This is a genomic window from Hymenobacter sp. HD11105, from assembly GCF_054051685.1.
In genome coordinates this window covers 923419-947978 of sequence record NZ_JBSWBR010000002.1, presented here as the reverse complement: position 1 = coordinate 947978, position 24560 = coordinate 923419, and the positions used below count along the sequence as shown (strand labels likewise).

General features: G+C 55.2%; 23 protein-coding genes. 17 read left to right on the top strand and 6 right to left on the bottom strand.

Annotation, left to right across the window (positions count from 1 at the left end):
- The first annotated feature begins 115 nt into the window (after window positions 1-115).
- The 5 genes from ACW9KT_RS10165 to ACW9KT_RS10145 all read left to right on the top strand — a co-directional run bounded on the left by ACW9KT_RS10165 (window position 116) and on the right by ACW9KT_RS10145 (window position 6001).
- Window positions 116-994 carry a DUF5694 domain-containing protein gene (locus ACW9KT_RS10165; protein ID WP_457079938.1) on the top strand — a complete coding sequence of 293 codons (879 nt, stop codon included), beginning with the start codon at window positions 116-118 and terminating at the stop codon, window positions 992-994.
- Between the two features lie 222 nt (window positions 995-1216).
- The gene (locus ACW9KT_RS10160) at window positions 1217-2041 is read left to right on the top strand and encodes a mechanosensitive ion channel family protein (protein WP_457079936.1); all 825 of its coding nucleotides are present in this window, start codon (window positions 1217-1219) and stop codon (window positions 2039-2041) included.
- Between the two features lie 100 nt (window positions 2042-2141).
- Window positions 2142-3920, top strand: coding sequence for a chloride channel protein (locus ACW9KT_RS10155; RefSeq protein WP_457079934.1), 1779 nt, complete (start codon window positions 2142-2144; stop codon window positions 3918-3920).
- An 89-nt stretch (window positions 3921-4009) separates the two neighbouring features.
- Window positions 4010-5326, top strand: coding sequence for a DUF2254 domain-containing protein (locus ACW9KT_RS10150; protein ID WP_457079933.1), 1317 nt, complete (start codon window positions 4010-4012; stop codon window positions 5324-5326).
- A 138-nt stretch (window positions 5327-5464) separates the two neighbouring features.
- Window positions 5465-6001 carry a DUF421 domain-containing protein gene (locus ACW9KT_RS10145; protein ID WP_457079931.1) on the top strand — a complete coding sequence of 179 codons (537 nt, stop codon included), beginning with the start codon at window positions 5465-5467 and terminating at the stop codon, window positions 5999-6001.
- Between the two features lie 33 nt (window positions 6002-6034).
- On the opposite strand, the gene ACW9KT_RS10140 is transcribed toward ACW9KT_RS10145, so the two are convergent.
- Window positions 6035-6976, bottom strand: coding sequence for a mechanosensitive ion channel family protein (locus tag ACW9KT_RS10140; protein WP_457079929.1), 942 nt, complete (start codon window positions 6974-6976; stop codon window positions 6035-6037).
- A 51-nt stretch (window positions 6977-7027) separates the two neighbouring features.
- Window positions 7028-8215, bottom strand: coding sequence for a cation:proton antiporter domain-containing protein (locus tag ACW9KT_RS10135; RefSeq protein ID WP_457079927.1), 1188 nt, complete (start codon window positions 8213-8215; stop codon window positions 7028-7030).
- Window positions 8216-8426: 211 nt separating this feature from the next.
- Here ACW9KT_RS10135 and ACW9KT_RS10130 point away from each other — a divergent pair, with 211 nt between their 5' ends.
- Entirely contained in the window at window positions 8427-9659 is a 1233-nt protein-coding gene (locus ACW9KT_RS10130; RefSeq protein ID WP_457079925.1) for an NAD(P)/FAD-dependent oxidoreductase, read from the top strand.
- Window positions 9660-9676: 17 nt separating this feature from the next.
- On the opposite strand, the gene ACW9KT_RS10125 is transcribed toward ACW9KT_RS10130, so the two are convergent.
- Entirely contained in the window at window positions 9677-9925 is a 249-nt protein-coding gene (locus ACW9KT_RS10125; RefSeq protein WP_457079923.1) for a hypothetical protein, read from the bottom strand.
- Between the two features lie 219 nt (window positions 9926-10144).
- Between ACW9KT_RS10125 and ACW9KT_RS10120 the strand changes: the two genes are divergently transcribed.
- Window positions 10145-11590, top strand: coding sequence for a diadenylate cyclase (locus ACW9KT_RS10120; protein ID WP_457079921.1), 1446 nt, complete (start codon window positions 10145-10147; stop codon window positions 11588-11590).
- A 358-nt stretch (window positions 11591-11948) separates the two neighbouring features.
- Here ACW9KT_RS10120 and ACW9KT_RS10115 read toward each other — a convergent pair whose 3' ends face one another.
- Window positions 11949-12938 carry an aldo/keto reductase gene (locus ACW9KT_RS10115; RefSeq protein ID WP_457079919.1) on the bottom strand — a complete coding sequence of 330 codons (990 nt, stop codon included), beginning with the start codon at window positions 12936-12938 and terminating at the stop codon, window positions 11949-11951.
- A gap of 256 nt (window positions 12939-13194) precedes the next feature.
- Between ACW9KT_RS10115 and ACW9KT_RS10110 the strand changes: the two genes are divergently transcribed.
- The 5 genes from ACW9KT_RS10110 to ACW9KT_RS10090 all read left to right on the top strand — a co-directional run bounded on the left by ACW9KT_RS10110 (window position 13195) and on the right by ACW9KT_RS10090 (window position 16467).
- Complete coding sequence (locus ACW9KT_RS10110; protein ID WP_457079917.1) at window positions 13195-13692, top strand: DUF4112 domain-containing protein; 498 nt, start codon at window positions 13195-13197, stop codon at window positions 13690-13692.
- An 80-nt stretch (window positions 13693-13772) separates the two neighbouring features.
- Window positions 13773-14210 (top strand): hypothetical protein, encoded by a 438-nt coding sequence (locus ACW9KT_RS10105; RefSeq protein ID WP_457079915.1) that lies wholly within the window; start codon window positions 13773-13775, stop codon window positions 14208-14210.
- Window positions 14207-14914 (top strand): SCO family protein, encoded by a 708-nt coding sequence (locus ACW9KT_RS10100; RefSeq protein ID WP_457079913.1) that lies wholly within the window; start codon window positions 14207-14209, stop codon window positions 14912-14914. The genes ACW9KT_RS10105 and ACW9KT_RS10100 overlap by 4 nt, the downstream gene beginning before the upstream one ends.
- An 8-nt stretch (window positions 14915-14922) precedes the next feature.
- Window positions 14923-15339 (top strand): c-type cytochrome, encoded by a 417-nt coding sequence (locus ACW9KT_RS10095; RefSeq protein ID WP_457079911.1) that lies wholly within the window; start codon window positions 14923-14925, stop codon window positions 15337-15339.
- A gap of 195 nt (window positions 15340-15534) precedes the next feature.
- Window positions 15535-16467: an enhanced serine sensitivity protein SseB C-terminal domain-containing protein gene (locus tag ACW9KT_RS10090; RefSeq protein WP_457079909.1), complete on the top strand. Its 933-nt coding sequence runs from the start codon at window positions 15535-15537 to the stop codon at window positions 16465-16467.
- Window positions 16468-16477: 10 nt separating this feature from the next.
- Here ACW9KT_RS10090 and ACW9KT_RS10085 read toward each other — a convergent pair whose 3' ends face one another.
- Window positions 16478-16957: a DUF2062 domain-containing protein gene (locus ACW9KT_RS10085; RefSeq protein ID WP_457079907.1), complete on the bottom strand. Its 480-nt coding sequence runs from the start codon at window positions 16955-16957 to the stop codon at window positions 16478-16480.
- A gap of 135 nt (window positions 16958-17092) precedes the next feature.
- Between ACW9KT_RS10085 and ACW9KT_RS10080 the strand changes: the two genes are divergently transcribed.
- Window positions 17093-18052: a YihY/virulence factor BrkB family protein gene (locus ACW9KT_RS10080; protein ID WP_457079905.1), complete on the top strand. Its 960-nt coding sequence runs from the start codon at window positions 17093-17095 to the stop codon at window positions 18050-18052.
- A 10-nt stretch (window positions 18053-18062) separates the two neighbouring features.
- Here the strand turns inward: ACW9KT_RS10080 and ACW9KT_RS10075 are convergent, their stop codons facing one another.
- Entirely contained in the window at window positions 18063-19289 is a 1227-nt protein-coding gene (locus tag ACW9KT_RS10075; RefSeq protein ID WP_457079903.1) for an MFS transporter, read from the bottom strand.
- Window positions 19290-19514: 225 nt separating this feature from the next.
- On the opposite strand from ACW9KT_RS10075, the gene ACW9KT_RS10070 reads away from it, so the two are divergent.
- The 4 genes from ACW9KT_RS10070 to ACW9KT_RS10055 all read left to right on the top strand — a co-directional run bounded on the left by ACW9KT_RS10070 (window position 19515) and on the right by ACW9KT_RS10055 (window position 24418).
- Window positions 19515-20897, top strand: coding sequence for a DEAD/DEAH box helicase (locus ACW9KT_RS10070; RefSeq protein WP_457079901.1), 1383 nt, complete (start codon window positions 19515-19517; stop codon window positions 20895-20897).
- Between the two features lie 81 nt (window positions 20898-20978).
- On the top strand, window positions 20979-21311 hold the full coding sequence (locus tag ACW9KT_RS10065; RefSeq protein WP_457079899.1) for a low molecular weight protein tyrosine phosphatase family protein: 333 nt from the start codon (window positions 20979-20981) through the stop codon (window positions 21309-21311).
- Window positions 21312-21465: 154 nt separating this feature from the next.
- Window positions 21466-22410, top strand: a complete 945-nt coding sequence (locus ACW9KT_RS10060) for a zinc-dependent peptidase (RefSeq protein ID WP_457079897.1) — start codon at window positions 21466-21468, stop codon at window positions 22408-22410.
- A gap of 145 nt (window positions 22411-22555) precedes the next feature.
- Window positions 22556-24418 (top strand): M2 family metallopeptidase, encoded by a 1863-nt coding sequence (locus tag ACW9KT_RS10055; RefSeq protein ID WP_457079895.1) that lies wholly within the window; start codon window positions 22556-22558, stop codon window positions 24416-24418.
- Window positions 24419-24560: the final 142 nt, after the last annotated feature.

Sequence of the window (24560 nt, the reverse complement as noted above, 5' to 3'; positions counted from 1 at the left end):
TTGCAAGGTACTATATATTTTATTTGCTCCCGTACCCTCACAATCGTCCCTTATGCCTCACCAACAACTCCAAAAAGCCCCTCACCGCGCTTACTTCTGTCTATTAAGCCTACTTATGCTTCTAGTGCCAGCTATCAGTCGAGCGCAATCCGACGGAAAGGATCGGACGGAAATCATGGTGGTGGGCTTTGCGCACTTAGCAGGAATCTATAATAAGGAGCCGCAGTCGGACGTGTTTAATTCCAAAAAACAAGCGGAGATAGCCAAGTTGCGAGAGAACCTCCTCAAGTTTCGGCCTGATGCAATCATGATAGAAGCTGAGCCTTCGGAACAGGGTCAAATTGACAGCTTGTACGCGCTGTACCGCGCTGGAAAGCTTGATTTCTCCACTCTTCCTTCCGGCACCGGCCGCAGCGAGCGCTACCAAGTAGGATTTGTGATGGCCAAGCAACTGAACCTCCCGAGCCCAGCCTGCATCGATTACTATGCCTCGACCTCCCAGTCGCTGCTGAGCAGCGGTGACAACATCGACTATTTCAACAAGGGACTAAAGGAGATGCAGGTCACCTCCCGTCCTCTTCATCGCCTAGCTCAACACGACAGTCTATCGGTTTATGACTATATCGCCTTAGCTAATCACCCCGACTTAGTGGCCATGAGCCACCGTGTGGTGTTCAACAACCCCGCGATGGTGACCAACGGTGCGTTTTCGGCCACCGGCACCAACACGAATGATTTGGGCAAAGTGGACACAGCCTACATTGGAGCGCACTACATCACATTGTTCTACAACCGCAATCTGAAAATCTACTCCAACATTCTGCGTGCCCAGCAGCAAACCAAAGCCAAGCGAGTCATGGTCATTTTGGGTCAAAATCACGTGGGTGTGCAGCAGGAGCTCTTTGCGGTTAACCCCAATTACCACGTGGTCCCGGCCTCTAAATATTTGAAAACGAAGGCCACAAAATACTTAAAGCCCAAAAAAGTAAGCTAGGCATCTGCTTCTTGCCGATCATTTTTCGAAATAGTTGGAAGCTCAACAGCCGGTTTAAAGCTGTAGCAACCATATACTAAGGAAGTACTAACCAAACGTTAATGGGCTGGGGGCTTTTTTTAATCTTCCGGCTGCTTCTCCCCGTACAGGGAATATTTGGCTTAAGAAAAATGCCCCCCAGCCTCCCGCTGGGGGGCAAATTCCGTTCTCTCCTCCTCACCTATGCTCGACGAATTAAATCAAGTGCTGCTTGATTACTGGCACCAGTTTATACACCTGCTACCTAAGCTTCTTATTGCCCTTATAGTTGTAGCCATAGGGGCGGCCATTGCCAATCGTATAAGCCGACTGCTGGGCACTAGGCTAAAGCAGCGTGCCCACGACACCTTAATGGCCGATTTCCTAACCAACTTTACCCGTTTGGTTCTCTTCATGGCCGGGGTGCTGCTGGCCATGCACGTGCTGGGTTTGTCGGGGGTGGCTAGTGGATTGCTGGCGGGGGCCGGCCTCTCGGCCTTTATCGTAGGCTTTGCCCTGAAGGATATTGCCGAGAACTTTCTGGCCGGCGTAGTGCTCGCCTTTAATCGCCCCTTCGGCATCCACGACACAGTGAAAGTGCGCGACCTTACCGGCGAGGTAGAGGCGCTGAACCTGCGCACTACCCTCATTAAAACCTTCGACGGCAAGCATATCTTTCTGCCTAACGCTTTGGTGCTACGTGAGCCGCTCACCAACTTCACCCGCGATGGCTTCATCCGCGAGGACTTTGTGGTAAGCGTGGACCTAGGCGCCGAAACTGCCCCCGACCGAGCTGAAGATTTATTGCTTAAGTACGTGAGCAGCCACAAAGGCGTCGAAAACCGTCAACCGCACACCCCCTACGTGGTGGTGGAAAAAATCAGCGGTTCCTCAGCCGACTTGCGCACCTTCTTCTGGACCTACTCCGATGACTATCGGCGGGGCACGCTGGAGTTGAAGAGCGCACTGTTCAAAGGCAGCAAAGCCCTGTTACTAGCTGAGGGATACGCCGTTTCGGGCGTTAGCTGATACGTATTTACTCGTAAGTAGCTTATTCGTTCTTATTACTTGTACCTTGTATTAATGGCCGGTTTCTTGCGGCTAGGGCATCGCTTTAGTTGTTGTTTCCATGCCTAAAAGTCCTTTTCACCGTTTGTTGGGTCCCTTGTTGCTGTGGCGCCTGCGCCACGTCAACGACCGGATATACCTGATTCTGGTGAGCGTACTGGTGGGGGTACTGGCTGGTTTGGCGGCAGTACTGCTCAAAAGCTCAGTTCACGGGGCTCAGAACCTGCTTTACTCTTGGGTTCCGGAGGAAGATCGCGTGTTTGCGCTGTTTGTCTATCCCATACTTGGCATTGGGCTCACGGTGCTATTTACGCGCTACGCCTTGGGCGGCACGCTTAGCCGAGGCATCGGCCCTATTCTTTACAATATTGCCCGACAGGGCAGTATTGTACCCCGTAGTAAGCTGTACTCGCAGGCGGTCACCTCGTTTCTGACGGTCACGTTTGGAGGCTCGGCGGGTTTGGAGGCCCCAATTTCTGTTACGGGTTCGGCGTTGGGTTCTAATTTGGGCCGTATTCTGCGGGTAGGTCGGCGTGAGCGGCGCCTGTTGGTAGGCTGTGGCGCGGCAGCCGGCGTGGCGGCTATCTTCAACAGTCCTATTGCCGGCGTGCTGTTCGCGGTAGAAGTGATTCTGTCGGAGCTCTCAGCCCCGTTTTTCATTCCCCTGCTTATTTCCTCGGCTACAGCCACGGTGGTATCCAAAGCCCTATATGCTGGTCAGCCTTTCGTACTGATTACCACTACTTGGCCCGTAGAGGCCGTGCCTTCCTACCTGATGCTAGGCTTGTTCACCGCGCTTTTGTCGGTGTACATGATCCGCATCTATTTTGCTTCCGACAAGTACTTTGAGCGTTTTCCCGGCACGTTTCGCAAGGTTGTGTTCGGTGGCTTGGCCCTGGGAATTATGGTATTTCTGTTTCCTCCGCTTTATGGCGAGGGCTACAACATTGTTGAAATGCTGCTCGCGGGCCGGCCCGAGGGCTTGGTAGAAGGCTCCATTTTTGCCGTTTACCGCGACGAAAACGTGTGGCTGCTTCTGCTTGTGGTAGCCTGTAGCATGATGCTTAAGGTTATTGCCACCTGCGTTACTATCGGCTCGGGCGGCAACGGGGGTATGTTTGGCTCCTCGCTGTTTACGGGAGCGCTGGGGGGCTTTTTGCTCGCTCGCCTGATAAATATGAGCGGCTGGTATCCGGTTTCTGAGGTGCATTTTGTGGTATTGGGCATGGCCGGCACCCTGGCAGGTGTGGTGCACGCGCCTCTTACAGCCATCTTCCTTATTGCCGAGATTACCGGCGGCTACGCTTTGTTTGTGCCGCTCATGGTGGTTACCTCCAGTTCCTACCTGATTACCAAGTACTTCGAGCCTTATTCCGTATATACCCGCAAGCTGGTGCAGCGGGGCGTACACATGCACGCCGACCGCGACCGGGGCTTGCTAGCCCAGCTAGAGCCCCTGTCCTTAGTGCAAACTGATTTTGTGGCGGTGCACCCCGAAACGACGCTGGGCGAGCTGGTTGACATTTTCCGTCACGCTACCCGTAACCTATTTCCCGTCGTGGACGGTGATAATCGGCTGGTGGGGGTCGTCTCGTTGGATACGGTGCGCGACGCTCTCTTCGACGACGAGCACTATACTACTACCTACGTCAGCGACCTTATGGCCCCGCCCGTCGCTGTCGTGTCGCCCGAGGATAGCCTGCTGGATACGCTCAGCGAAATGGAGCACCACGACGCTTGGGCCCTGCCAGTGGTTCGGGACGGATATTACCTGGGATTCCTGCTCAAATCCACCATTTTGGCTAATTATCGCCGACAGTTGCTCAAGGAAATCGAGTAACATCCTTCAGTCTAACGTTTTCCTAACCAAGGAACGGGCTAACACCTAATCAACAACCTTAGCGCATACTCGGCAGTACCTACCAAGGTATGAACCGACTTCGCGCACTGTGGCTCAATCTGAATGCAAGCTTATGGTTTGTTCCGACCCTTATGGTGACTGGGGCGGTGCTGCTAGCCTTTGCTTTGGTCTTCGTTGATTTACGCATAGAGCACGACTGGTTAGAAGAATACCCCCTGCTATTCGGGGCCGGCTCCGATGGTGCTCGCGGCGTGCTCACGGCCATTGCCGGCTCCATGATCACCGTAGCTGGCCTTATTTTCTCCCTCACTCTGAGCACGTTAGCGCAGGTGTCTAGCCAATATACACCGCGGGTGCTGCGCAACTTTATGCGCGACCGGGCCAATCAGGTGGTGCTGGGTTTTTTCGTCAGCATTTTCGTGTACTGCCTTATCGTGTTGCGTACCATTCGGGGCGGCGATGAGGGCAGCTTCATTCCTTCTTTGGCTGTGCTTATGGGCCTGGTGCTGGCACTGGTCAGCATTGGCGTGCTTATCTTCTTTATTCATCACATTGCCTCTTCCATTCAAGCGTCCAATATCGTGCGCAACGCCACGGAGGAAACAGAAGCCGCCATCAAACGCCTGTTTCCCGACGAGCTAGGCCACGAAGCCGCCCCTAGTGAAGCGCAGGAACTACTGGAGCAGGCTAGCCAACTGACCTGGCTGCCTGTGCTTTCTCATACCAATGGCTATGTACAAAGCGTTGATGAAGAAGGCCTAATGGAATTAGCCCGCGATCTGGACGGCATAGTACGCATGGAGCATGGTATAGGGGGCTTTGTGGCGCGGGGGGCAATTCTGGTCTCAATTGCGAGCTACAAAAGTACTACTCTGCAAATTGACGAAAAGCTTAAGAATAAAGTGAATGATCGGTTTGGCCTGGGCAGCCTGCGTACTACCGAGCAGGATGCTGGTTTTGGGTTGCGGCAGATCGTTGATATTGCGCTTAAAGCCCTATCGCCGGGCATCAACGACACGACCACCGCCATCATCAGTATAGACCACCTCGGCTCCTTAGTGGCCCAGTTAGCTGATCGGCACCTAGCCAATCCATTGCGAGCTGATAGCGACCGGGTCCGGGTCATAGCCCTGCGTCCTTCCTTCGAGCAGTTCGTAACTACCGCCTTCGATCAGATCCGCGTCTGCGCCGAAGGAAACGCCGCCGTGTACTTGCGCATGCTCACAGCCCTGACTACCATTGAGCAGCGCACCCAGGATCCAAAGCGCATTAAGGTACTACATCAGCATAGAGCCCTGATTAGCGAAGCTGCCGAGCGCACTCTGCACAGCGAATACGAACGGGCGCAGGTGCGGCAACGAGTGGCTAGCCATAAGACACCTTAAATATTGCGGACGCGCTAGCAATGTCTTATAAATGCTGGGAACAGCGGAGTTAAGGTAACTAAGCGTGTTTACTCAATGATGCTCATCGTCGTGCACCTTCTTTATCTGCTACCAAACCCAATGTAAACCAACTATACTATGGAGCAATTTTTCTTCTCTAACTGGACCAGCATCGCCCGCACCTTGGTGATTGGAGTAGCAGCTTATGCTGGGCTAATTATACTACTTCGCCTCTCAGGCAAGCGTACGCTGACCAAGATGAATGCCTTCGACCTGATTGTAACGGTTGCCTTGGGCTCCACGCTGGCCACCGTACTGCTTAATAAAAGCGTCCCCCTTGCCGATGGATTAGTAGCATTTGCCCTGCTTATATTTCTCCAATACTTGCTGACGTGGCTATCCGTGCGCTCCAAAACGGTGAGTAAGCTCATTAAATCCGAGCCCACACTTTTGGTGTATCAGGGGGCTTTTTTGTCGGCAGCACTCAAATCTGAACGCGTTACGGAAGCAGAAATTCTAGCTGGCTTGCGCGAGCAAGGCGTAGCGAGCGTGGCAGATGCTGCGGCCGTAATACTAGAAACCGGAGGCGACTTGAGCATTCTCAAAAACACGAGCAACGGGCCACAATCTGTATTGCAGGACGTACCCATGAACCAGGGTAAGCATAAGTCTTAGAGTTAGATATTCAATCAAATCCATAGAAAAGCGCTACTGCTCGCTCGATTCGGCAACGGCGGCGCGAGCGGTCGGCACATCGCCCTGGCCAGCGGGCCAGCCTTCGCGCTGGGTGCGGCGGTCGCCGTCCGTCACTTCGGTCTGGTCGTGGAATAGGACCTGCTGAGTCGGGAATGGCATATCGATTCCGTTGGCGGTGAGTTTGTTCTTGATACTTTCCAGCACTTTATCCTGCGCATCGAGCACGTCGGCCTGACGCGGTGGATTCACCCACCACCGCACCCGAATGTTTACGCTGCTCTCAGCTAGTTCCATTACCAGCGCCTCGGGAGCCGGCACGTGCAGCACACCTTCTACTTCGCTAACAGCTTCCAGCATTAACTGCCGCGCCTTGGCGATATCGTCGCCGTAGCCAATGCCGACATCGTACTGCAAGCGGCGCTGATCGTACGCCGTATTCACAGTTACGGCATTGGTAAACAGCTCAGCGTTAGGAATAACCACCCGGCGACCATCGTAGGTTTTGATGGTGGTGGCCCGCATCTGAATAGATTCTACGGTGCCTTCAAAGTCCTTATACTTAATCTGATCGTTGATCTTGAATGGCTCGGTAAGTAGCAGCAGAATCCCCGCCAGGAAGTTCTGAAATATGTCTTTGAAAGCAAAGCCAATGGCTATGCCACCCACTCCTAAGGCGCTGACTAAGCTGGCCGGAGTGAAGCCGGGCAGCACAACAGTCACCGTGACCAGCACGCCCAAGATGATCATGGCCACGTACGCTAGCCGGCTTAATAGCAATGACAGACTCTGATTCTGCCGTTTGCCTCGCGTAATGCGCTGCACTAGGGAGCGCACCCCACGAGCCAGCAACATGAATAGTATGAATACAACAACCCCAATGGCGATGTTAGGCAATGTGGCCATCAGGTCACGGCCAATCTGGTTGAGTTTCTGCCACGCGATAGAGAAATCCATAGGTCTGAGTTTAGAGATTTATCCTAGATCAGAGCCCGAGGCGCACAGCACTCAATACTCGCCTAGTTCCGGTTCTTTGCGGGCTAGTAGTAAACCAATCATCATCAGCAGCCCGGTTAGGAGAATTACGACAAACAGAATGTTTTCGCTGACTTGACCAATGAGGTGAGCCTCGGGTATACTATAAAACAGCAGCACCGAGATAAGTCCTTTAGGAGCAATAAACAGCTCCGGTATCAGGTCGGATTTGGCGATGTAACGCAGATAAAAAAAGCGGATAACTGTGAGCACCGCAACGATTAGTAGGCCTTGCCAAAGCAAGGTGACACTAATGAGATTGGTGAGCGTGATGGAATACCCGAACAGCAGAAAGAAGAATGTGCGGATGAGGAAAGCCGATTCGGCCGTGATGCTCTTAAATTGGTGCAGCTCCTCGGCCAGACGCTCAGGGTGCAGCAGACGACGCAAAGGGCCGCGCAGGAACAGTTCGGCATTGTTCACGGCTAATCCGAAGGCCAGTACCAGCAGCAGTGACGACAAATGCAGCTTTTTGGCTAGGCTATAAATTAGGACCAAGAAGGCAAAAATCAGGAAGAACTTGATGTGCAGCCGAATGCGGTCCAGCATGAAAGCCAGCACCGCCGTGCTGATAACGGCCACAATCGAGACGGCTATTACATCGCGCAGAAACGTGACAATCGATATGCCTTGGGCAAAGTTATCCTGTAAGGCAAAGTTGAAAAGCATGATGCCGAGGATATCCGAAAAGGTGCTCTCATACACAATAAACTCTTGCTTAGGTCCTGCCAAGCTAGACACGCTGGGGATGGCAATGGCCGAGCTAATGACGGCCAGCGGCACGGCGTTTATCAAACAGCTTTGAAAAGAGACGCCCAGATACAGCTGGAGCAGCTCCGCAATAATGAGGGCCTGCACGATGAGGATAAGTGCCGCCGCCGCAAACGAACGCCGAATCAGGGGCGCTTTATCCCGGCTCAACTTTAAATCCAGCGCTCCTTCTAACACAATGAGTATTAATCCAATAATACCGAATATCTCAAGTACTACTTTCGGAATTATCACCCCAATATCGCCATAGTCGGCGGCTTGCTTGAGCGCAATACCCGTGAGCAGCAGCATCAATACCGACGGGATTTTGGTGGCGCGGGCAGCCAAGTCGAATAAGTACGATACGATAACGGCCAGGCTCAGACCAATCAGAATAGAGTAGGGACTCATGCAGGAGAATAGGTTGGCGGAACAGCTTTCTATACGTTGCTGTTAGGATTTCAATTAGGTAGAATGGCGACAAGTTAAAAACTTGAGCGCCACGGCAGGTTTGCGACACTTGCTTAGCGCTGGCTAAACATTGCTAGTTAGCCAAGCCAACGCTAGCATTGCCGCTGGGCGCGGCTGTATCTTGCCGGCCGGTAGCTTCTGCTTCTCTTTTATGTCTGACCATCCCAGCATCGCCATTATCGGGGGCGGCCCGGCGGGCTTGCTGGCTGCCCAACACCTAGCCGAAGCGGGCCACCGCGTAACCGTGTACGACGCCCAGGCCACCGTGGGCCGCAAGTTTTTGGTAGCTGGGCACGGCGGTTTCAACCTTACACACAGCGAGCCGCTTCCCGCATTTGGGCAGCGCTACGGCGTCCACACCGATCAATTTAGTAACTACCTCACCTACTTTGGCCCCGAACAACTACGCGCCTGGACCGCTACGCTGGGCATAGAAACCTTTGTGGGCAGCAGCGGACGCATTTTTCCAACGGCCGACTATAAGCCGGCCCAGTTGCTGCGGGCTTGGCTGGCCCGGCTGGCGGCTCTGGGTGTAATCATCAAAACTCGGCACCGCTGGCTGGGCTTCACACCCGACTCGACCAACGGCCTGCGTCTACGCAACGAGCAAACTGGGCAAGAATTCAGTATTTGCCCCCCGGCTACCATTCTGGCCCTAGGCGGGGCTAGCTGGGCCAAAACCGGCTCCGACGGTAGCTGGACGGCGGCTTTCACGGAAATTGGCGTGCGAACTACGCCTTTTGCTCCCGCTAACTGTGGCGCCGAAGTTGCTTGGGGGGCATTTTTTCGGGAGAAAGTGGGCCGCGCTCCCCTTAAGAATATTGCTGTGAGCTGTGGAGGCCAAACCGTGCGCGGCGAGGTAATGCTGACGGAATATGGCCTCGAAGGCACCCCGGTTTATGCACTTACCCCCGTATTGCGCGCCGCCCTCAGCCAGCAAGTACCCGCTACGCTATGGCTCAACTTAAAGCCTGATCTGACACCTGAACAGCTACGCCAGAAGCTCAACAAACCTCGCGGCAGCAAGTCCTGGGGGGCTTTTTTGCAGCAAACTTTGCACCTCGGGCCACCCATACCCACGCTACTACGCGAAGTAGCCCCGGCCGAAGCCATAGCCTCACCCGAAGCACTGGCACCGCTGCTACATCAGCTGCCGTTGCCCATTACTGGCCTGCGGCCGCTGGATGAAGCCATCAGCACGGCCGGCGGCGTGGCTTGGGAAGAAGTGGATGAGCACCTGATGCTACGCCAGCGTCCTGGCACTTTCGTGGCGGGTGAAATGCTGGATTGGGAAGCGCCCACGGGCGGCTACTTGCTGCAAGGCTGCTTCAGCACGGGTGCCTGGGGGGCAAAATCTGTCAGTGCATACTTGAGTCAAGCATGACTTGGTAAAGCCCGGCCTTACCTGAGTAAGGCTTTCTTCTCGGCTTCGGCTAGAATAGCCTTCGCCTCATCTACCAAGCACTCGCCGGGGTTAAGCTGCTTGCGGCAGATCAGGGCAAACAGCAGGAAGAACGAAACGATGGGCAGCACCCAACCCAGCGCAAACCACAGCCAGAAGGAGCGGCCGTAGCTGTGGGCACAATAGCCGGTAGTAAGCGGCAAAAACGACACAGCGCACAAAAAGCCCAGCAGTAAATCAACAAACATGGCGGTGGCGGCAACGGGTGATCGGTATCGTGAAGATACCAGGTTCAGAAAGGTTTACCAACCTCCGCCAATATCTTGAACCTTATAACCTGATTCAGCCTTGGATGTTAGCTTAAAGTGGCCGGAATGTTGCCCCCTCGCCGCACTACCCTGGGGGGCCTTTTCGCGTACGCAGTAAAGTTTACGCCCCATCCTCCTCCTGACCACCCCAATTGCCCTATGTGGGAGCACCAAAGTTTGTTTCGCGTCTCGGCTCAACTTTTTGCCGAAGGTGTTTTTAATCTGCTCGATAGAAATTTAAAACCCGAAGTTTTTTTGTTGGGCCTGGCCTCCGCCAAAGAGCCCGACGAGCCGCAGGCCGTAGTGCTAGAACCCGCCAACCACCGCTACCCAACCACTGAGTTTGCGGAGGTAAAAATACGCGCCTCCACCCTCGAGTCGGTCGATGGGCCCCGCGACGTAGTTTATCACCTGCACCCCACCGACCAAGACCGCTTTGAGAAGCAGCGCTGGTACGAGCTGCTGCGCCAAGCCACGGAGCTGACTTTGGCTGAAATGCCCCCTGAGTCGGAGCCCCGCACCTCGTTTTGCTCATTGCCCGTGAGCTTTAATGGCTATCTGGTGCTTGTGGTATTGCAGCTCTCGTCCGAGGCTTACCACAGCTACTATGCCCTGCCCGATACCATTGTGGCTCGGGCTAATTCCTTGCTGGCCGCGGCGGTGCAGGAGTTTTTGCAAGACTGCGCCCGTGCTCTACGCGAGTCGGATGCCGACGACGCCCACCCCGTGCTTGACCGCGACTACAACGAGATGCTGCGGGCCGCCGGCCGCCGCTTTATGCTGCGCGCCGGCGCTGGCACCCACGGCCTCTACGACGCCTGCAACGGCGTGGCAGCCCTACGCCATGAAGGTGACGATGGCATCGGCCTGATGGTCATTGCCCGGCGCCACCATCCGGCCGTAGAGCCCGTGCTTACCCTCGAAACGCCTATTGCCTTGCGCGACCATCGCTCCATTCGTAAGCTCCTGGAGCTGAGTGAGGATAACACCGCCCTTATCACCGACGCTACCCACGTTTTTGGCTTGGGCCGCATGGTGGCCGAAGCCCATCCGCACTACGAGCCCCTGTTTACGGTGCACTTCACCAAGCACTATAGCTGGGAGCTATCCCACGCCGATCATATCATGATGAAAGTGGTGTCGAATGCTCCACGCCTGCCCCAGGGTCGCATCGATGCTGACAATTTCGCCCGCGCTGTGCACCAGCAATGGCCCAATCTGGAGCAAACTGGCATTGCTTACCTCTGGCGCCTTACGCAGGAAGCCAGCACGCAGTCCAACGGTACTATTCTCGTTATCACGGAGGGTGCAGCCCAAGAGGCTCAGCGCCTTACCCGCCAAAGTTTCCGGGTGGTGCCGCGCGTGATGACGCCCGCTACGCTACGCCTGGTTACCAACATCGACGGCGCAGTCCTCATCGACCCCGATGGAACATGCCACGCCATTGGCGCCATTCTCGATGGTCTGGCTACCGCCAAAGGCGACTCGTCGCGCGGCTCGCGCTATAATTCAGCCTTGCGCTACGTTGAAAGCAGCCAGTATCCAGTGCTGGCAGTAGTCGTCAGCGAAGACGGTTTGATTGACTTGCTGCCGCCAATTAACTAAGTGGTCTTTTAGCTTGTACTTAGTGCGTATAGTGCTTCCTTCAATCCGGAACACTACTGGTAGTAGCCATTGGTATATACTCAGCAATTACAGGTAGCTTTAGCTCAACCAAAGTCAGTTTCTGAAGCTAGCAACTGTCCTATTCCATGGTTACAAAAACGTATATGCAAAAGCTACTTCTCTTAATTGAGCCTGGACAAGGGATGATATTATGGCAGCTGTTTCTGCTAGGAATACTGGCTGGAGGCTTGTACTTGGTGTACATGATGGTGCGTGCCCTCCGCAAGTACTTGCGGAGTTAAGCGCACAATCGCTATTAAAGTCTCACATAAGAGGTTACCAGGCTAATTATTACGAATCAGCCATTTACACTACCCATCATTGCCTCTGGATAACGCATTCCAGCAACAGCGCTTCGGGGAGCAATTTCATCAATGTGGGCTAGCTCTTCGCTCGACAATTGTATATTGAGCGCACCCACATTTTCTTCCAGGTACTCGATGCGCTTAGTGCCGGGAATAGGCACAATATCTTCGCCCTGGGCCAATACCCAAGCCAGCGCTAGCTGCCCAGGCGTACAATTTTTATGGGTGGCTAGCTCTTTTATACGGGCTACCACATCCAGATTACGCTGAAAATTTTCACCCTGAAAGCGAGGCGTATTCCGCCGGTAATCGTCCTCATCCAAATCCTCGAAGCGCTGAATTTGACCCGTCAGGAAGCCGCGCCCAAGGGGGCTATAGGCCACTAAGCTAATCCCCAGCTCGCGGCAGGCGGCGAGTATGCCGTCTTCGGGGTCCCGGCTCCAGAGCGAATACTCACTTTGCAGCGCAGCAATGGGGTGCACAGCACTTGCCCGACGCAACGTATCGGCGGAGGCTTCCGATAAGCCCAGAAACCGCACTTTTCCTTCTTGTACTAATTCGGCCATGGCGCCCACGGTTTCCTCAATAGGCGTATTGGGGTCGACACGATGCTGATAGTATAGGTCGATGTGGTCGGTGCTCAGGCGACGCAGACTACCCTCACAGGCTTGGCGCACATATTCGGGCCGCCCATTGATGCCCCGCTTGCTGGGGTCGTTGGGGTCGCGCATGATTCCAAATTTAGTGGCAATTACGGCCTCATGGCGCCGCTCGTGCAGGGCTCGCCCCACCAGCTCCTCATTCAGATACGGCCCGTACATATCGGCCGTGTCAAAAAAGTTAATGCCCAGATCCAGAGCCCGATGGATAGTACGGACACTTTGCTCGTCGTCGCGTTGGCCGTAAAAGTCAGACATGCCCATGCAGCCCAAACCCAAAGCAGAAACTTGTAGGCCGCTGCGGCCCAATGTGCGCGTTTGCATAGCGTTATTCTTAGTAAGGTGGTAAGAGGTAGCCAACTAAAGATTAACGAGACTTAGCCTGCCATAAGATGAATTTTAGGCAGTGAAAATTTTGTTGATTATTTAGCTGACCAAGTGCTGATTATGAAGATTCGTTTTATCGGACTAGGCTTAATCTGACGAATGAAAAGAGCGTTTTCTGGGGTTCGTAACCTGCGGTAGTCCTTTCTACCCTTTTCCTCGTTTAAAGCAAAAAAGCATCACCATGCCAACCAAAATGCCCCCCCGCCCCGTTGCTTCCCCCCTCGAAACCGACGAGCGCCTGCGTTGGGTGGTTTCGGTGGCGCGCCTCATGGACAGCCAGTTTACACTGCCCGGCACGCGCTTTCGCTTCGGCCTCGATCCTATCCTGGGCCTGCTCCCGGTAGTCGGCGACCTGACCAGCATGGCCGTGTCGGGCGCTCTGCTCCTGACCATGATGCGCCACGGGGCCAGCGGCAGCGTAGTTGTCCGTATGGCTATTAATATCCTGCTCGACACCATTATAGGCGCGATTCCTATCCTGGGCAATATTTTCGACTTCGCCTATAAAGCCAATGAGCGTAACGTACGCCTGCTGCGCGCCCACTACGCCGAGGGTAAGTACCAAGGCTCCGGCAAGGGCCTGATAGCCATTGTATTTGTGGTTATGTTAGCCATCTTTGGGTTGATAACGTGGGGCCTGTGGACTGCTCTTGCGTGGCTGTGGCAGTATGGGGGGCAAAACTGGTGGTAATTGAAGGAGAGCTTTTTGGGGTTGAGTTGTTAATAGCATAATTGAGCGCTGCTCAAGCATTCGTGCTGTACTTTTGCCCCGTGAAATACTCCCGCTTTCCCCTATTCGCCTGTTTGCTGGCCATCTTTCTTCTACCCTCCTGCTTGTCGCTGCAAAGCGAGGAGCAACAGGCCGAAACGGCAGAAAAGGCTGTGATGGCCAAGCACGATGAGCTAATGGCTCAAATGGATCAGCTTTATTCTCTGCGTCAGCAGTTGCAGCGCACGGCCTCCCTAGATACGGTGGAAGCCGGGCGTCGGCGCAACTCCTTGCTGCGTGCTGATGCAGCCATGATGGGCTGGATGCACCAGTATCGCCGGCCCGCTGATACCATTGCCCACGAGCAGGTTATGGCCTATTTTGCCACTCAGGAGCATAAAATAGATTCCGTGGGACGCCTGATGCGAGGCAGCATCGATTCAGCTAAGGCTGTACTCAACCGCCAAGTAGGCACGCCATCTAACACTTCCTCCAAATGATGTTTTCCTTTCAAACCCGCTTTCGGCAGGCAAGCTTACTGCTCGCCAGCAGCGCCTTACTCCTGCTCGCGGCTTGCCAAAGCCAACCCGACAACGCCAGCTCGACCGACCGCCTGCCCTTCATGGGTGAGCGCCAGGTAGTACCTCGCCCTGATGGTGGCCCAGCCGATACCGTTTTTGCTACTATTCCGACCTTTACGCTTACCAACCAAGACAGCGCCACCATCACCAACGACACCTTCAAAAACAAGGTGTACGTGGCCGACTTCTTCTTTGCGACTTGCCCTAGCATCTGCCCCAAAATGCAGAGCGAGATGCTGCGCGTGTACGACAAGTTCAAAGACAACCCGCAGGTGCTGTTTCTCTCTCATACCATTGACCCTGAGCATGACTCGGTAGCCGTACTGCGCGATTACGCCGAGCGCCTAGGAGTGAAAAACGCGAGCCGCTGGCACTTCGCCACGGCCTCTCATGATACCATTTTTAGCCTAGCGCGCGCCTATTATGTTTCGGCCCAAAAGGACTCGAAGGTGGAAGGTGGCTTCGCCCACAGCGGCGCTTTTACCCTCATTGACTCCCAGCGCCGCATTCGAGGCGTGTACGATGGCATGAACCCCGACGAGGTGAATCGGTTGATCGAAGACTTACCGGTGCTTTTGAAAGAAGAAGCCGAAGCTAAAAACGGCTCACAGGCGGCGCTATGAGGTGGCGCATGGCAAGTTGCTTGCGCCTGGGGGGCATTTTGGCGGCTGGCGTGCTAGCAGCTGGCTGCTTTACAGAACGTCAGAACAGCGGTGCCCGCCTTTATGCCGCGCATTGCTCCAATTGCCACGGCGACCAGGGTCAGGGCCTACAGCGCCTCATCCCGCCCCTGGCCGGCGCCGACTATTTAGCCAAAAACCGTGAAAGTCTAGCTTGCTTGGTGCGCCATGGGGTGAAGGGGCCCATGGTCGTCAATGGCATAACTTTCAACCAGGTGATGCCCGGCCACAAGGAAGACCTAACCGATTCAGAAATAACTAACCTGCTGAACTTTGTGCAAACCTCGTGGGGTAATAAGGGGGAGCCCTTCACTATTCGGGAGGTGATGGACCAACTGCATAGTTGCAGCGGCAGCGACGGGCAATAACCGTTGGCTCATTAGTTGGCCACAATTAGAATAAACACTCAGCTACTTTATCAGAGCAGCAAAACCTTCACAACTAACTGTTTGACAGCTTTTATACCAAGCAGCCTATTCCTCTAGCTGAGGATTACCGTCGTTTTTTTCACGCTTTTCTTCGTTAATCCTCCTTAGCTTGCCAACTCAAATTACTGTAGCATTATGGGTCTGTTCGACTTTCTAAAACCTAAAAAACAACCTACCGATACTCCGGCTCCACCGGCCCCCGCGCCTAGCAGCAACCCACCCGCTTCGGGGCCGCGCTATAAAGGGGCTAATTTTACCTCGCCCGTGGCGCCCCCGCCGCCTGCTCCGGTATTACCACCCCCGCCGCCCCCCATGCCTGCTTTTGAGCCCCTCAACCGGCTTGAGGAAATGCTGTTACGCGCCGCTGCCGACGCCGACGGCCGTCCCGATTTCTACCGTGCCCTTCTCCAGGAAGATGTATATGTGCTGACCCAGCCCAAGGAAGGGCAAGCGCCTGGCGAGATTCCCGTTACCCAGAATATGGAAGTGCAGCTCCAAGTGTTGCACGACGGCAAAATTCCGGTTTTTACGGCTCCAGACCGCATTTATGATAGCAGCGTAGTGAAGGATGAAGTACCTTATCTGCGCTTGTCGGGCTTCGACTTATTTCAAATGGTGCAAGGCGCTGACTGTGCCCTAAATCCTTTTTCCAGCCTCGGCAAACTACTGATGGCCAACGAGCTGGCCGAGCTATTATCAGGTCAGCTTTTCGAGGCGGCCCCTCACCAGATTGCCCCTGAAACGCAGGTGCTACTAGGTCAGCCAGCCGAGTTCCCTGCGGCTTTGGCAGAGTCGTTGAGCACCTACGCGGCCGGTCAGCCATTGATTAGGGCCATTTATCTGGCTCAGATGCAGCTACCCGACAGCCAGGAGCCGCCTCGTTTGCTGCTAGGCTTTGATGTAGAAGGCGAAGACACAGCTTTTCTACAAGAAATAGGCGCCGTTATTCAACACCACCTCGACGCGAGTCACCAGTTTGTAGACATCGTGCTGGTGAGCCCCGATTCGGGGGAGCCGCTGAGCCACTATTTTTATCAAACTGAGCCTATATACAAGCGCAGCGAGTAGCCCGCAAGGGCTACTTTGCCTGCCGCCGGGCTACCCTCGTAAACACGGGGCGTAACCCATAAAACAGGCCCGGCACCAGAACCAGCGACCCTACCAACCACAGCAAAAAGCCCCCCAGACTGGCCCGCCACAGTAGGCTGGCCGCTGCCATCCAGTCGTGGCTGATAAGGTGCTGTAGTTGCGCCAAGGTTAGTTGCGTGTCGGTGCCATCACCAACTAACTGGGCCCCAAGCTGGAGCAGCGGAATGAGCAATAGCAGCTGCACTGGGCTCATCAGATGACTAATGAGTAGCATGGCCGCTACGTTAAGCCGCAGTCGCACGGCCGTAAAAGTGGCCAAGAGCGTAGTAACGCCCAGAATTGGAATCAGCCCAAATACTACTCCCAAAGCAATAGTGAGGGCCAGCTGAGTCGGTGATAGCCCTTGTTGCAGCAAGCCCAGCAGTGGCGCGAGCACCCGGCGGCGCATCCAGCTGGCACGGGGCGGCATAGCAGATGGCTGAGGCGGTGGAATGGGCAAAACAGCGGGAAGTTTGGGCTACAAGGAAAACAGAATAAAGTAGCGAGACGCTATCTTAGTTGCTCGCACCAAACGGCCACGCGCCCAAGGTAGTACGCGAGCCTCATGACAAAAGTACGCGAGCCGGGTCAGCCCCGGCATAAAGTCTGGACCGATTTTTTTGTCCTGCTCCGGCGCGCTGCCCGGGAGTTTGGCGCCAACGACCCTTTACGGCTGGGTGCGGCCACGGCTTTTTTCACCACGTTTGCCCTGCCTCCTATCCTGATAATCCTCATTCAGGTGCTGGGGAGCATTTATTCGGCCTCCACTGTGCGCGGAATGCTCTTGCACAAGCTCTCGGAGCTGCTTGGCTACCCGGCGGCGGGTTTGGTGGAGCAGATTTTGCAAAATGTGGGCAACATCGAGCGCAGCCGCCTGATGACGTGGCTGGGCTCCGGGTTCTTGCTCTTCGTATCCACCACCCTGTTCGTTGTCATTCAGAACTCGCTGAATCAGCTTTGGCAAATTAGGCCTCAACGCACCGAAGGGCGCTTTCACAAGGTATTGCACGCCCGTATCCGCTCGTTGGGCGTACTGCTGGCCACGGCGGCGCTTACCCTGCTGGCTTTTATGACGGATGCGGCTCTAGCCTTTCTGGCTGACTACACCCGTGACTTCGATGCCACTTTTGGCTTCTACTTATTTCGGAGCTTGAGCTTTCTTACATCCCTACTTATCCTGTCCGGCTGGTTTGCCATCACATTTCGCAACCTGAGTAGCGCCCACGTTCCGTGGCGAGCGGTGTTTCGGGGGGCATTATTGACGGCCGTCTGTATCAACATCGGCAAAATTCTGCTGGGCTACGTGCTGGTGCCCCACAACTTAGGTCCCATCTATGGACCCGCCTCCAGCATTGTGCTGGTGCTGTTGTTCGTGTTTTACTCGGCAATGATCTTCTACTTCGGGGCCTGCTTTACGAAGGTCTATGCACACTATGTTGGTATGGATATTCGGCCCAAAAAATTAGCCGTGCGCTACCGCTTGGTTGATATCAGCGAAGACGGTCTGAGAAATAGTAAATGGTAAATGCCCGCTACTACCCACCACGACCATAAAACCGATTGATCAGGAAAGCGGCAACCACAAACAGCAGGCCCATAGTGCATACTCCTGGCCACTGCCAATGCGCCCACGCAAAGCCCCCCGCCAGCGACCCCACCGACCCGCCGATAAATGAGCTGGTCATGTACACGGTATTGAGGCGGCTGCGAGCCTCGGGCAACAAGGAAAAGATGCGCGACTGGTTGGAAATGTGCGTTACCTGCTGCCCCACATCCAGCAGCACTACGCCGATAACGAGCCCCGCCAGATACACGCCCGTAACGCCCATAATCAAGTAAGCGCCCAGCGCGACCACAATCCCCATACTCAGGGCATAATCGGAGCCGCGCTTATCGGATAGTTTGCCCGCCAAGGGTGCGGCTAAGGCACCACAGGCCCCAATAACTCCGAAAAAACCTACTACGTCGCTCTTATAGAAATACGGAGCGCCCTCCAAGAAAAACACGAGCGTGGTCCAGAACACGGTTAGCCCCCCAAACATACAAGCCCCAACTAGCGAGGAGCGGCGCAGCGTGGGCAAGTCCCGGGTGAGGGTGAGCAAGGACCGCATGAGGCTTCCGTAAGTGCCTTGAAAAGAGGGCTGATTACGCGGCAAACGGAGCGCCAGCACGGCCACCAGCACCACCATCATCAGGGCGCCGCCGCCAAACATAGTGCGCCAGCCAAAATGGGCTCCTACGTAGCCGCTGAGGGTACGCGAAAGCAGAATTCCGATGAGGAGTCCGCTCATTACCTTGCCCACCACCTTGCCTCGCTCGGCATCGGTGGCCAGAGAGGCGGCCATAGGCACTAACAGTTGTGGGACCGCCGAAAAAATACCAATTAACAGGCTGGCAGCTACCAGCACCGTGAACGAAGGAGCCAGCGCCGCGCCGCCCAGACAAAGGGCCGCGCACAGCAACATCAGCAAGATCAAGCCTTTGCGCTCTACCTTATCGCCCAGTGGCACAGCAAATAGCAGCCCCAGCGTATAGCCCACCTGCGTGATGGTCGCTATCCAGCTCACCCGGCTATCCGACAGCTGGTAGGTGCGGCCGATTTCCACCAACAAAGGCTGATTGTAGTAAATATTAGCTACCACCAATCCGCAGGTGATGGCCATGAGCCACACTAGGCCGCTAGTGAGCGGGGCAGGTTCGGTGGCAAGCGCGGCGGTGGGTTGTTGGAGTCTGTTTTGGGTTAACACAATGTCGTTCTTCAATCTGCTCGGGTAAATTCGGGGCTCTAAAAGAGCGGGAGAAATGCGTCGAAATGAATTTCTCCTAAGCAGTTCAATGGTCTACAGAAGCCTCTGGGGGGCTTTTTTGTTCAAGTATTTTACCCATTATGGCGTAAAGGTACGGAGCGCAGGTACGGGGACGAGTGGAAAGGGTTGCGGCTGCTGCCGCCTAGCTGCCTACCTTTGCAGTATTCCTTTGTGCTTCTTATGACTACTTTTTCCGACCTCGGCCTCGCGCCCCCGCTGCTCCAAGCCCTGGAAGAGCTCAACTTTACCGCTCCCACGCCCGTGCAAACGGAGGTTATCCCAATGGCCCTAGCTGGCCAAGATGTAGCGGGCCAAGCGCCCACCGGCTCGGGCAAAACGGCTGCCTACGGCCTTTCCGTGCTCCAGCATATTGACGTCACCCAGGATACGATGCAGATTCTGGTGCTGGTGCCCGCCCGCGAGCTGGCCTTGCAAGTACGTGATGCGCTTAAAAAGCTGGGCAAATACCTACCCAATCTGCGCGTAACGGCTTTTTATGGTGGCCACGCCATGCGCGATGAAACGGCATCACTAAAGCAGACGCCTCACGTGGTAGTCGCCACGCCTGGCCGTTTGCTCGACCACTTAGAGCGCCGCACTATCATTCCTAACCAACTCAAAACCCTGATTCTGGACGAAGCGGACAAGCTGCTGGAGTTGGGCTTTCAGGATGAGCTGGTTGAAATCGTCAAGCGCCTGCCCCGCCGCCGCCAGACCATGCTGTTCTCGGCTACCATGTCGGATAAGGTGTTGAACCTGATTCGGGCCAACCTGACCCGTCCCCGCGTGGTAAACGCTGGTGAGGACACGGATGAGCTGCCCGAAAACCTGACCTTGCTGGGTCAGGTTGGTCCTATTGAAAAGAAGCCGGCCGCCTTGCTGCACCTACTGCATCAGCCTGAGACTGGCCGGGCGTTGATCTTCTGCAACACCCGCGACCGGTGCGTAGAGCTGGCTCGTTTCCTGGTTGGTCGGGGCGTAGCCGCCGAAGTATTGCACGGCAAAATGCCCCAGCCCGAGCGCGACAAAGCCTTGATGAAGCTGCGCAACGGCTCGGCCCAAGCTCTAGTAGCTACCGACGTCGCCGCCCGCGGACTCGACGTAACGGCTCTCGACACCGTTATCCAATACGATGCTCCCGACAAAGCTGACTCCTTTCAGCACCGTGCCGGCCGCACGGCCCGCGCGGGTGCTATTGGCACGGCCCACATCTTGGCTACGCCCCACGAGCAAAACCACGTGCAGAAATGGCCCGTCGCTGAAAAGATTCAGTGGAAAACCATGCACGCTCCGGCCCTGCCGCCCGCTGCGCCCAAAGCTCCACGCCCCGAAAATGTGACCCTACACGTTTCGGCCGGTCGTAAGGACAAGGTGAGTGCTCATGACTTGGTGGGTACATTTATGGCCCACGGCGGCCTGGAGCGCGAATCGGTCGGGCACATCGAGGTCTTTGACCACTACAGCTACGTGGCGGTGCCGCGTCAACACGCCCAGGATGTAGCCCAGCGCGTGACCGGTGCTAAGATCAAGGGTCGTAAGATTCGGGTGTCGGTCGTGATGTAATTTTAGACTCTGACAAAGCCGCGCTGACCTTCGGTTGGCGCGGCTTTGTGTTTCTACCAGTTCCTATTGGGAAAGCCTTATATGCCCCGTCAACTTCTTTTTATCTGCAGCCAAAACCGCTGGCGCAGCCTCACCGCAGAGCGCTTATTTGATGGGCATCCGCACTACGAAGTCCGCTCAGCGGGCACGGAGCCGGGCGCTAGAGTGCGCGTCACGGCCGGGCATTTGGGTTGGGCTGATGTTATTTTTGTGATGGAGCGCCGCCACACCGACCGTCTGCGCGCCAAATTTGCCCCCCAGCTCGCCGGCAAAAGCGTTATATGCCTGCGTATCCCCGACGACTACCAGTTTCAGGACCCCGCGCTTCTGGCATTGCTGCGGGAGCGGCTAGTACCGCACTTGCCGCACCTATAGCATCCAACGGAACACTGCGGACCTCGGCGCTTTTCCTCTGCGAAAATCTGCGGGAACCTACTGTTCACAGCCTTTAGCGGTAAAATTTACCCCTCAGCTCAGCTACCAAGCTAGCTATCCCGTACATGAGGCCTGTTTCTTTGCTGATTCCCTCATGAGCTACGCTATTTTCTTGGCCATTATTGGCGGCCTTGTCTTTCTTTTTTACCGCTACCTCACCCGCGATTCACGCGTGCGGGCCGAGGCGTTAGCCGAAGATTTCCCGGTGGAATGGCGCCGTATTCTTATGGAGCGCGTGGCGTTTTATTTGTCGCTGACCAAAAACGAGAAGCTACGGTTTGAGAAGGCTGTGCAGGTTTTTCTGGCCAAAACCCTCATCACCGGCGTTCAAACGGAGGTAGACGACACCACGCGTGTACTCGTTGCAGCCTCCGCTATTATTCCCGTTTTTGGGTTTCCGGAGTGGGAATATGGCAACCTGAGTGAGGTACTAATTGTGCCCGATGCCTGGCGGGAAACCCGCGATCCGAACAAGGAAATGACGCCTTTGCAAGGACAGCTTCTGGGTAGTGTGCGCAATTTTCAAACCTCTCATTACATGCACCTTTCTAAGTCATCCTTGGAGCAGGGCTTTAAGGATTCTCTAGACAAGCAAAACGTCGGTATTCACGAGTTTGCTCACTTGCTCGACCAGGCCGATGGCGTTATTGATGGCGTGCCCTCCCTGGCTTTGCCCCCCGAATTGCTTCAGCCCTGGGCCGAGGTTATGCAGCGTGAAATCGAAGCCATCCGCGACGGTAAATCTGATATAAACTCCTACGCCGGCACCAACGAGGCCGAGTTCTTTGCCGTCGTGACGGAGTACTTTTTTGAGAAGCCCGAGAAACTGCAAGAGAATCACCCCGAGCTGTACCAGCTGCTTACCCGCGCCCTGCGCCAGAACCCCAAGAAGCGCTTCCTACGCTTTGCCGTCGATCCGCGCGAGTGGCTTAAAACGCTGCGCAGCCGACGTAAGTTTGGTCGCAACGACCCATGCCCTTGTGGCAGCGGCAAGAAGTATAAGGATTGCCACTTGCTGCAGGAAAAGGCCACGGTTTAGATACCGATTAAGACCCATAGCCACTCATTTTGCGGCTTTAAGTAAGGCTAGCGATCCAATTCCAAGTACTTGCAACCGAAGTTGTTATTTTTAGGGCAAATCTCCACCCCCAGCCTCGGCTGACTTCTGCCCTATTCTACTCTTCATGAAAAAAACACTGTTAACCGGTATGGCTGGCGTTGCTCTAGGTAGCGCCATGTGGTCGTGCGCGCCTACTGCCAAAACACCCCCAACGGCCAATACAACCACCGAAACGACCGCAGCTACCCAGCCTGCCGCCCCCGACTGGCGCGCCCAGGCTGACGCATTTTTGCAACAGTATTCAACTCAATACCAACGCCTTTACACCCAATCGGCTGAGGCTGAGTGGCGCTCGAACACCCACATCGTAGCCGGTGACACGACCAATGCTGCTGCTACCGCTCGCGCCAATCAGGCTTTGGCTGCTTTCACGGGCAGCACCCAGAATATCACCCGCTTACGGGAGTTGCTGGAGCATAAGTCGGAGCTGAGTGAGTTGCAAGTGAAGCAGTTGCAGGCGGCGCTTTATAACGCGGCCAACTCACCCCAAACCATCGCCGATGTGGTTACGCGCCGCATCAAGGCCGAAACGGCGCAGGTAGAAAAACTCTACGGCTTCGACTACAAGTATCAGGGCAAGTCAGTGACGACCAATGATATCGACGAGGTTCTACGTAAAGAGAAGAACCCCGCCAAGCGCCAAGCCGCTTGGGAAGCCAGCAAAGCCATTGGGCCTACGCTGAAAGAAGGCTTGCTCAACCTGCGCGGCCTGCGCAACGAAACGGTGAAGGCGCTCGGCTACCCCGACTACTTCACGTATCAGGCTTCTGATTATGGCCTTACGCGGGAAGAAATGATGCAACTCGTGCGTCAACTCAATGAGGAGTTGCGCCCGCTCTACCGCGAACTGCACACCTACGCCCGCTACGAGCTGGCCAAAAAATACGGCCAGAAACAAGTGCCCGACTATTTGCCCGCGCACTGGCTGCCCAACCGCTGGGGCCAGGACTGGAGTGCCATGGTAGATGTAAAAGGCGTAAACTTGGACGCAGCTCTTGCCAAAAAAGGCGCTGAGTGGCAGGTAAAGCAAGCCGAGCGCTTCTATCAGAGCCTGGGCTTCGCCGCTTTGCCCCCCAGCTTTTATGAGAAGAGCAGCCTGTACCCGCTGCCCGCCAACGCCAACTACAAGAAGAACAACCACGCTTCGGCCTGGCACATGGACCTCGAAAACGATGTGCGCAGCCTGATGAGCGTGGAGCCGAACACGGAGTGGTACGAAACAACTCACCACGAGCTAGGCCACATCTACTACTACATGAGCTACACGAACCCCGAGGTGCCGGTGTTGCTGCGTAGTGGCGCTAACCGTGCCTACCACGAGGCCATGGGTAGCCTGATGGGCTTGGCCGCTACTCAGAAGCCTTTCCTAGTAGGCTTGGACTTGGTGCCGGCCAATGCTAAAACCGATCAGACTCAGACTTTGCTTAAAGAGGCGCTCAACTACGTGACCTTCCTGCCCTTTGCTTCGGGCGTGATGAGTGAGTGGGAAAACAGCTTCTACGCCGAGAATTTGCCCCCCGACCAGCTAAACGCGAAATGGTGGGAGTTGGTGAAAAAGTACCAGGGCATCACCCCGCCTACTACGCGCGGGGAAAACTTCCTCGACCCGGCCACCAAAACCCACATCAACGACGACCCAGCGCAGTACTACGACTATGCCCTTTCCTACGTCATTCTGTTCCAGCTTCACGACCACATCGCGAAGAAAATCCTGAACCAGGACCCGCACGCTACCAACTACTATGGCAGCAAGGAAGTAGGCACTTTCCTGCGCGACATTATGGCGCCGGGTGCCAGCAAAGACTGGCGCACCGTGCTGAAAGAGAAGACCGGCGAAGACCTATCGGCCCGCGCCATGGTTGATTACTTTCAGCCGCTGATGGCTTATTTGAAAGAGCAAAACAAAGGACGGAAGTACACGATGTAGGCTCCGCCTTGATCGAGTAAAGTAGCGAGGAGTTTGGGGTAAGTGGCCAAAAAGCCCCCAAGCTCCTCGCTACTTTTTGTATCCACCGCTACTTTATTTTCTCGCTTTCAACACACATTCATCCAATTGCTTATATCACTCA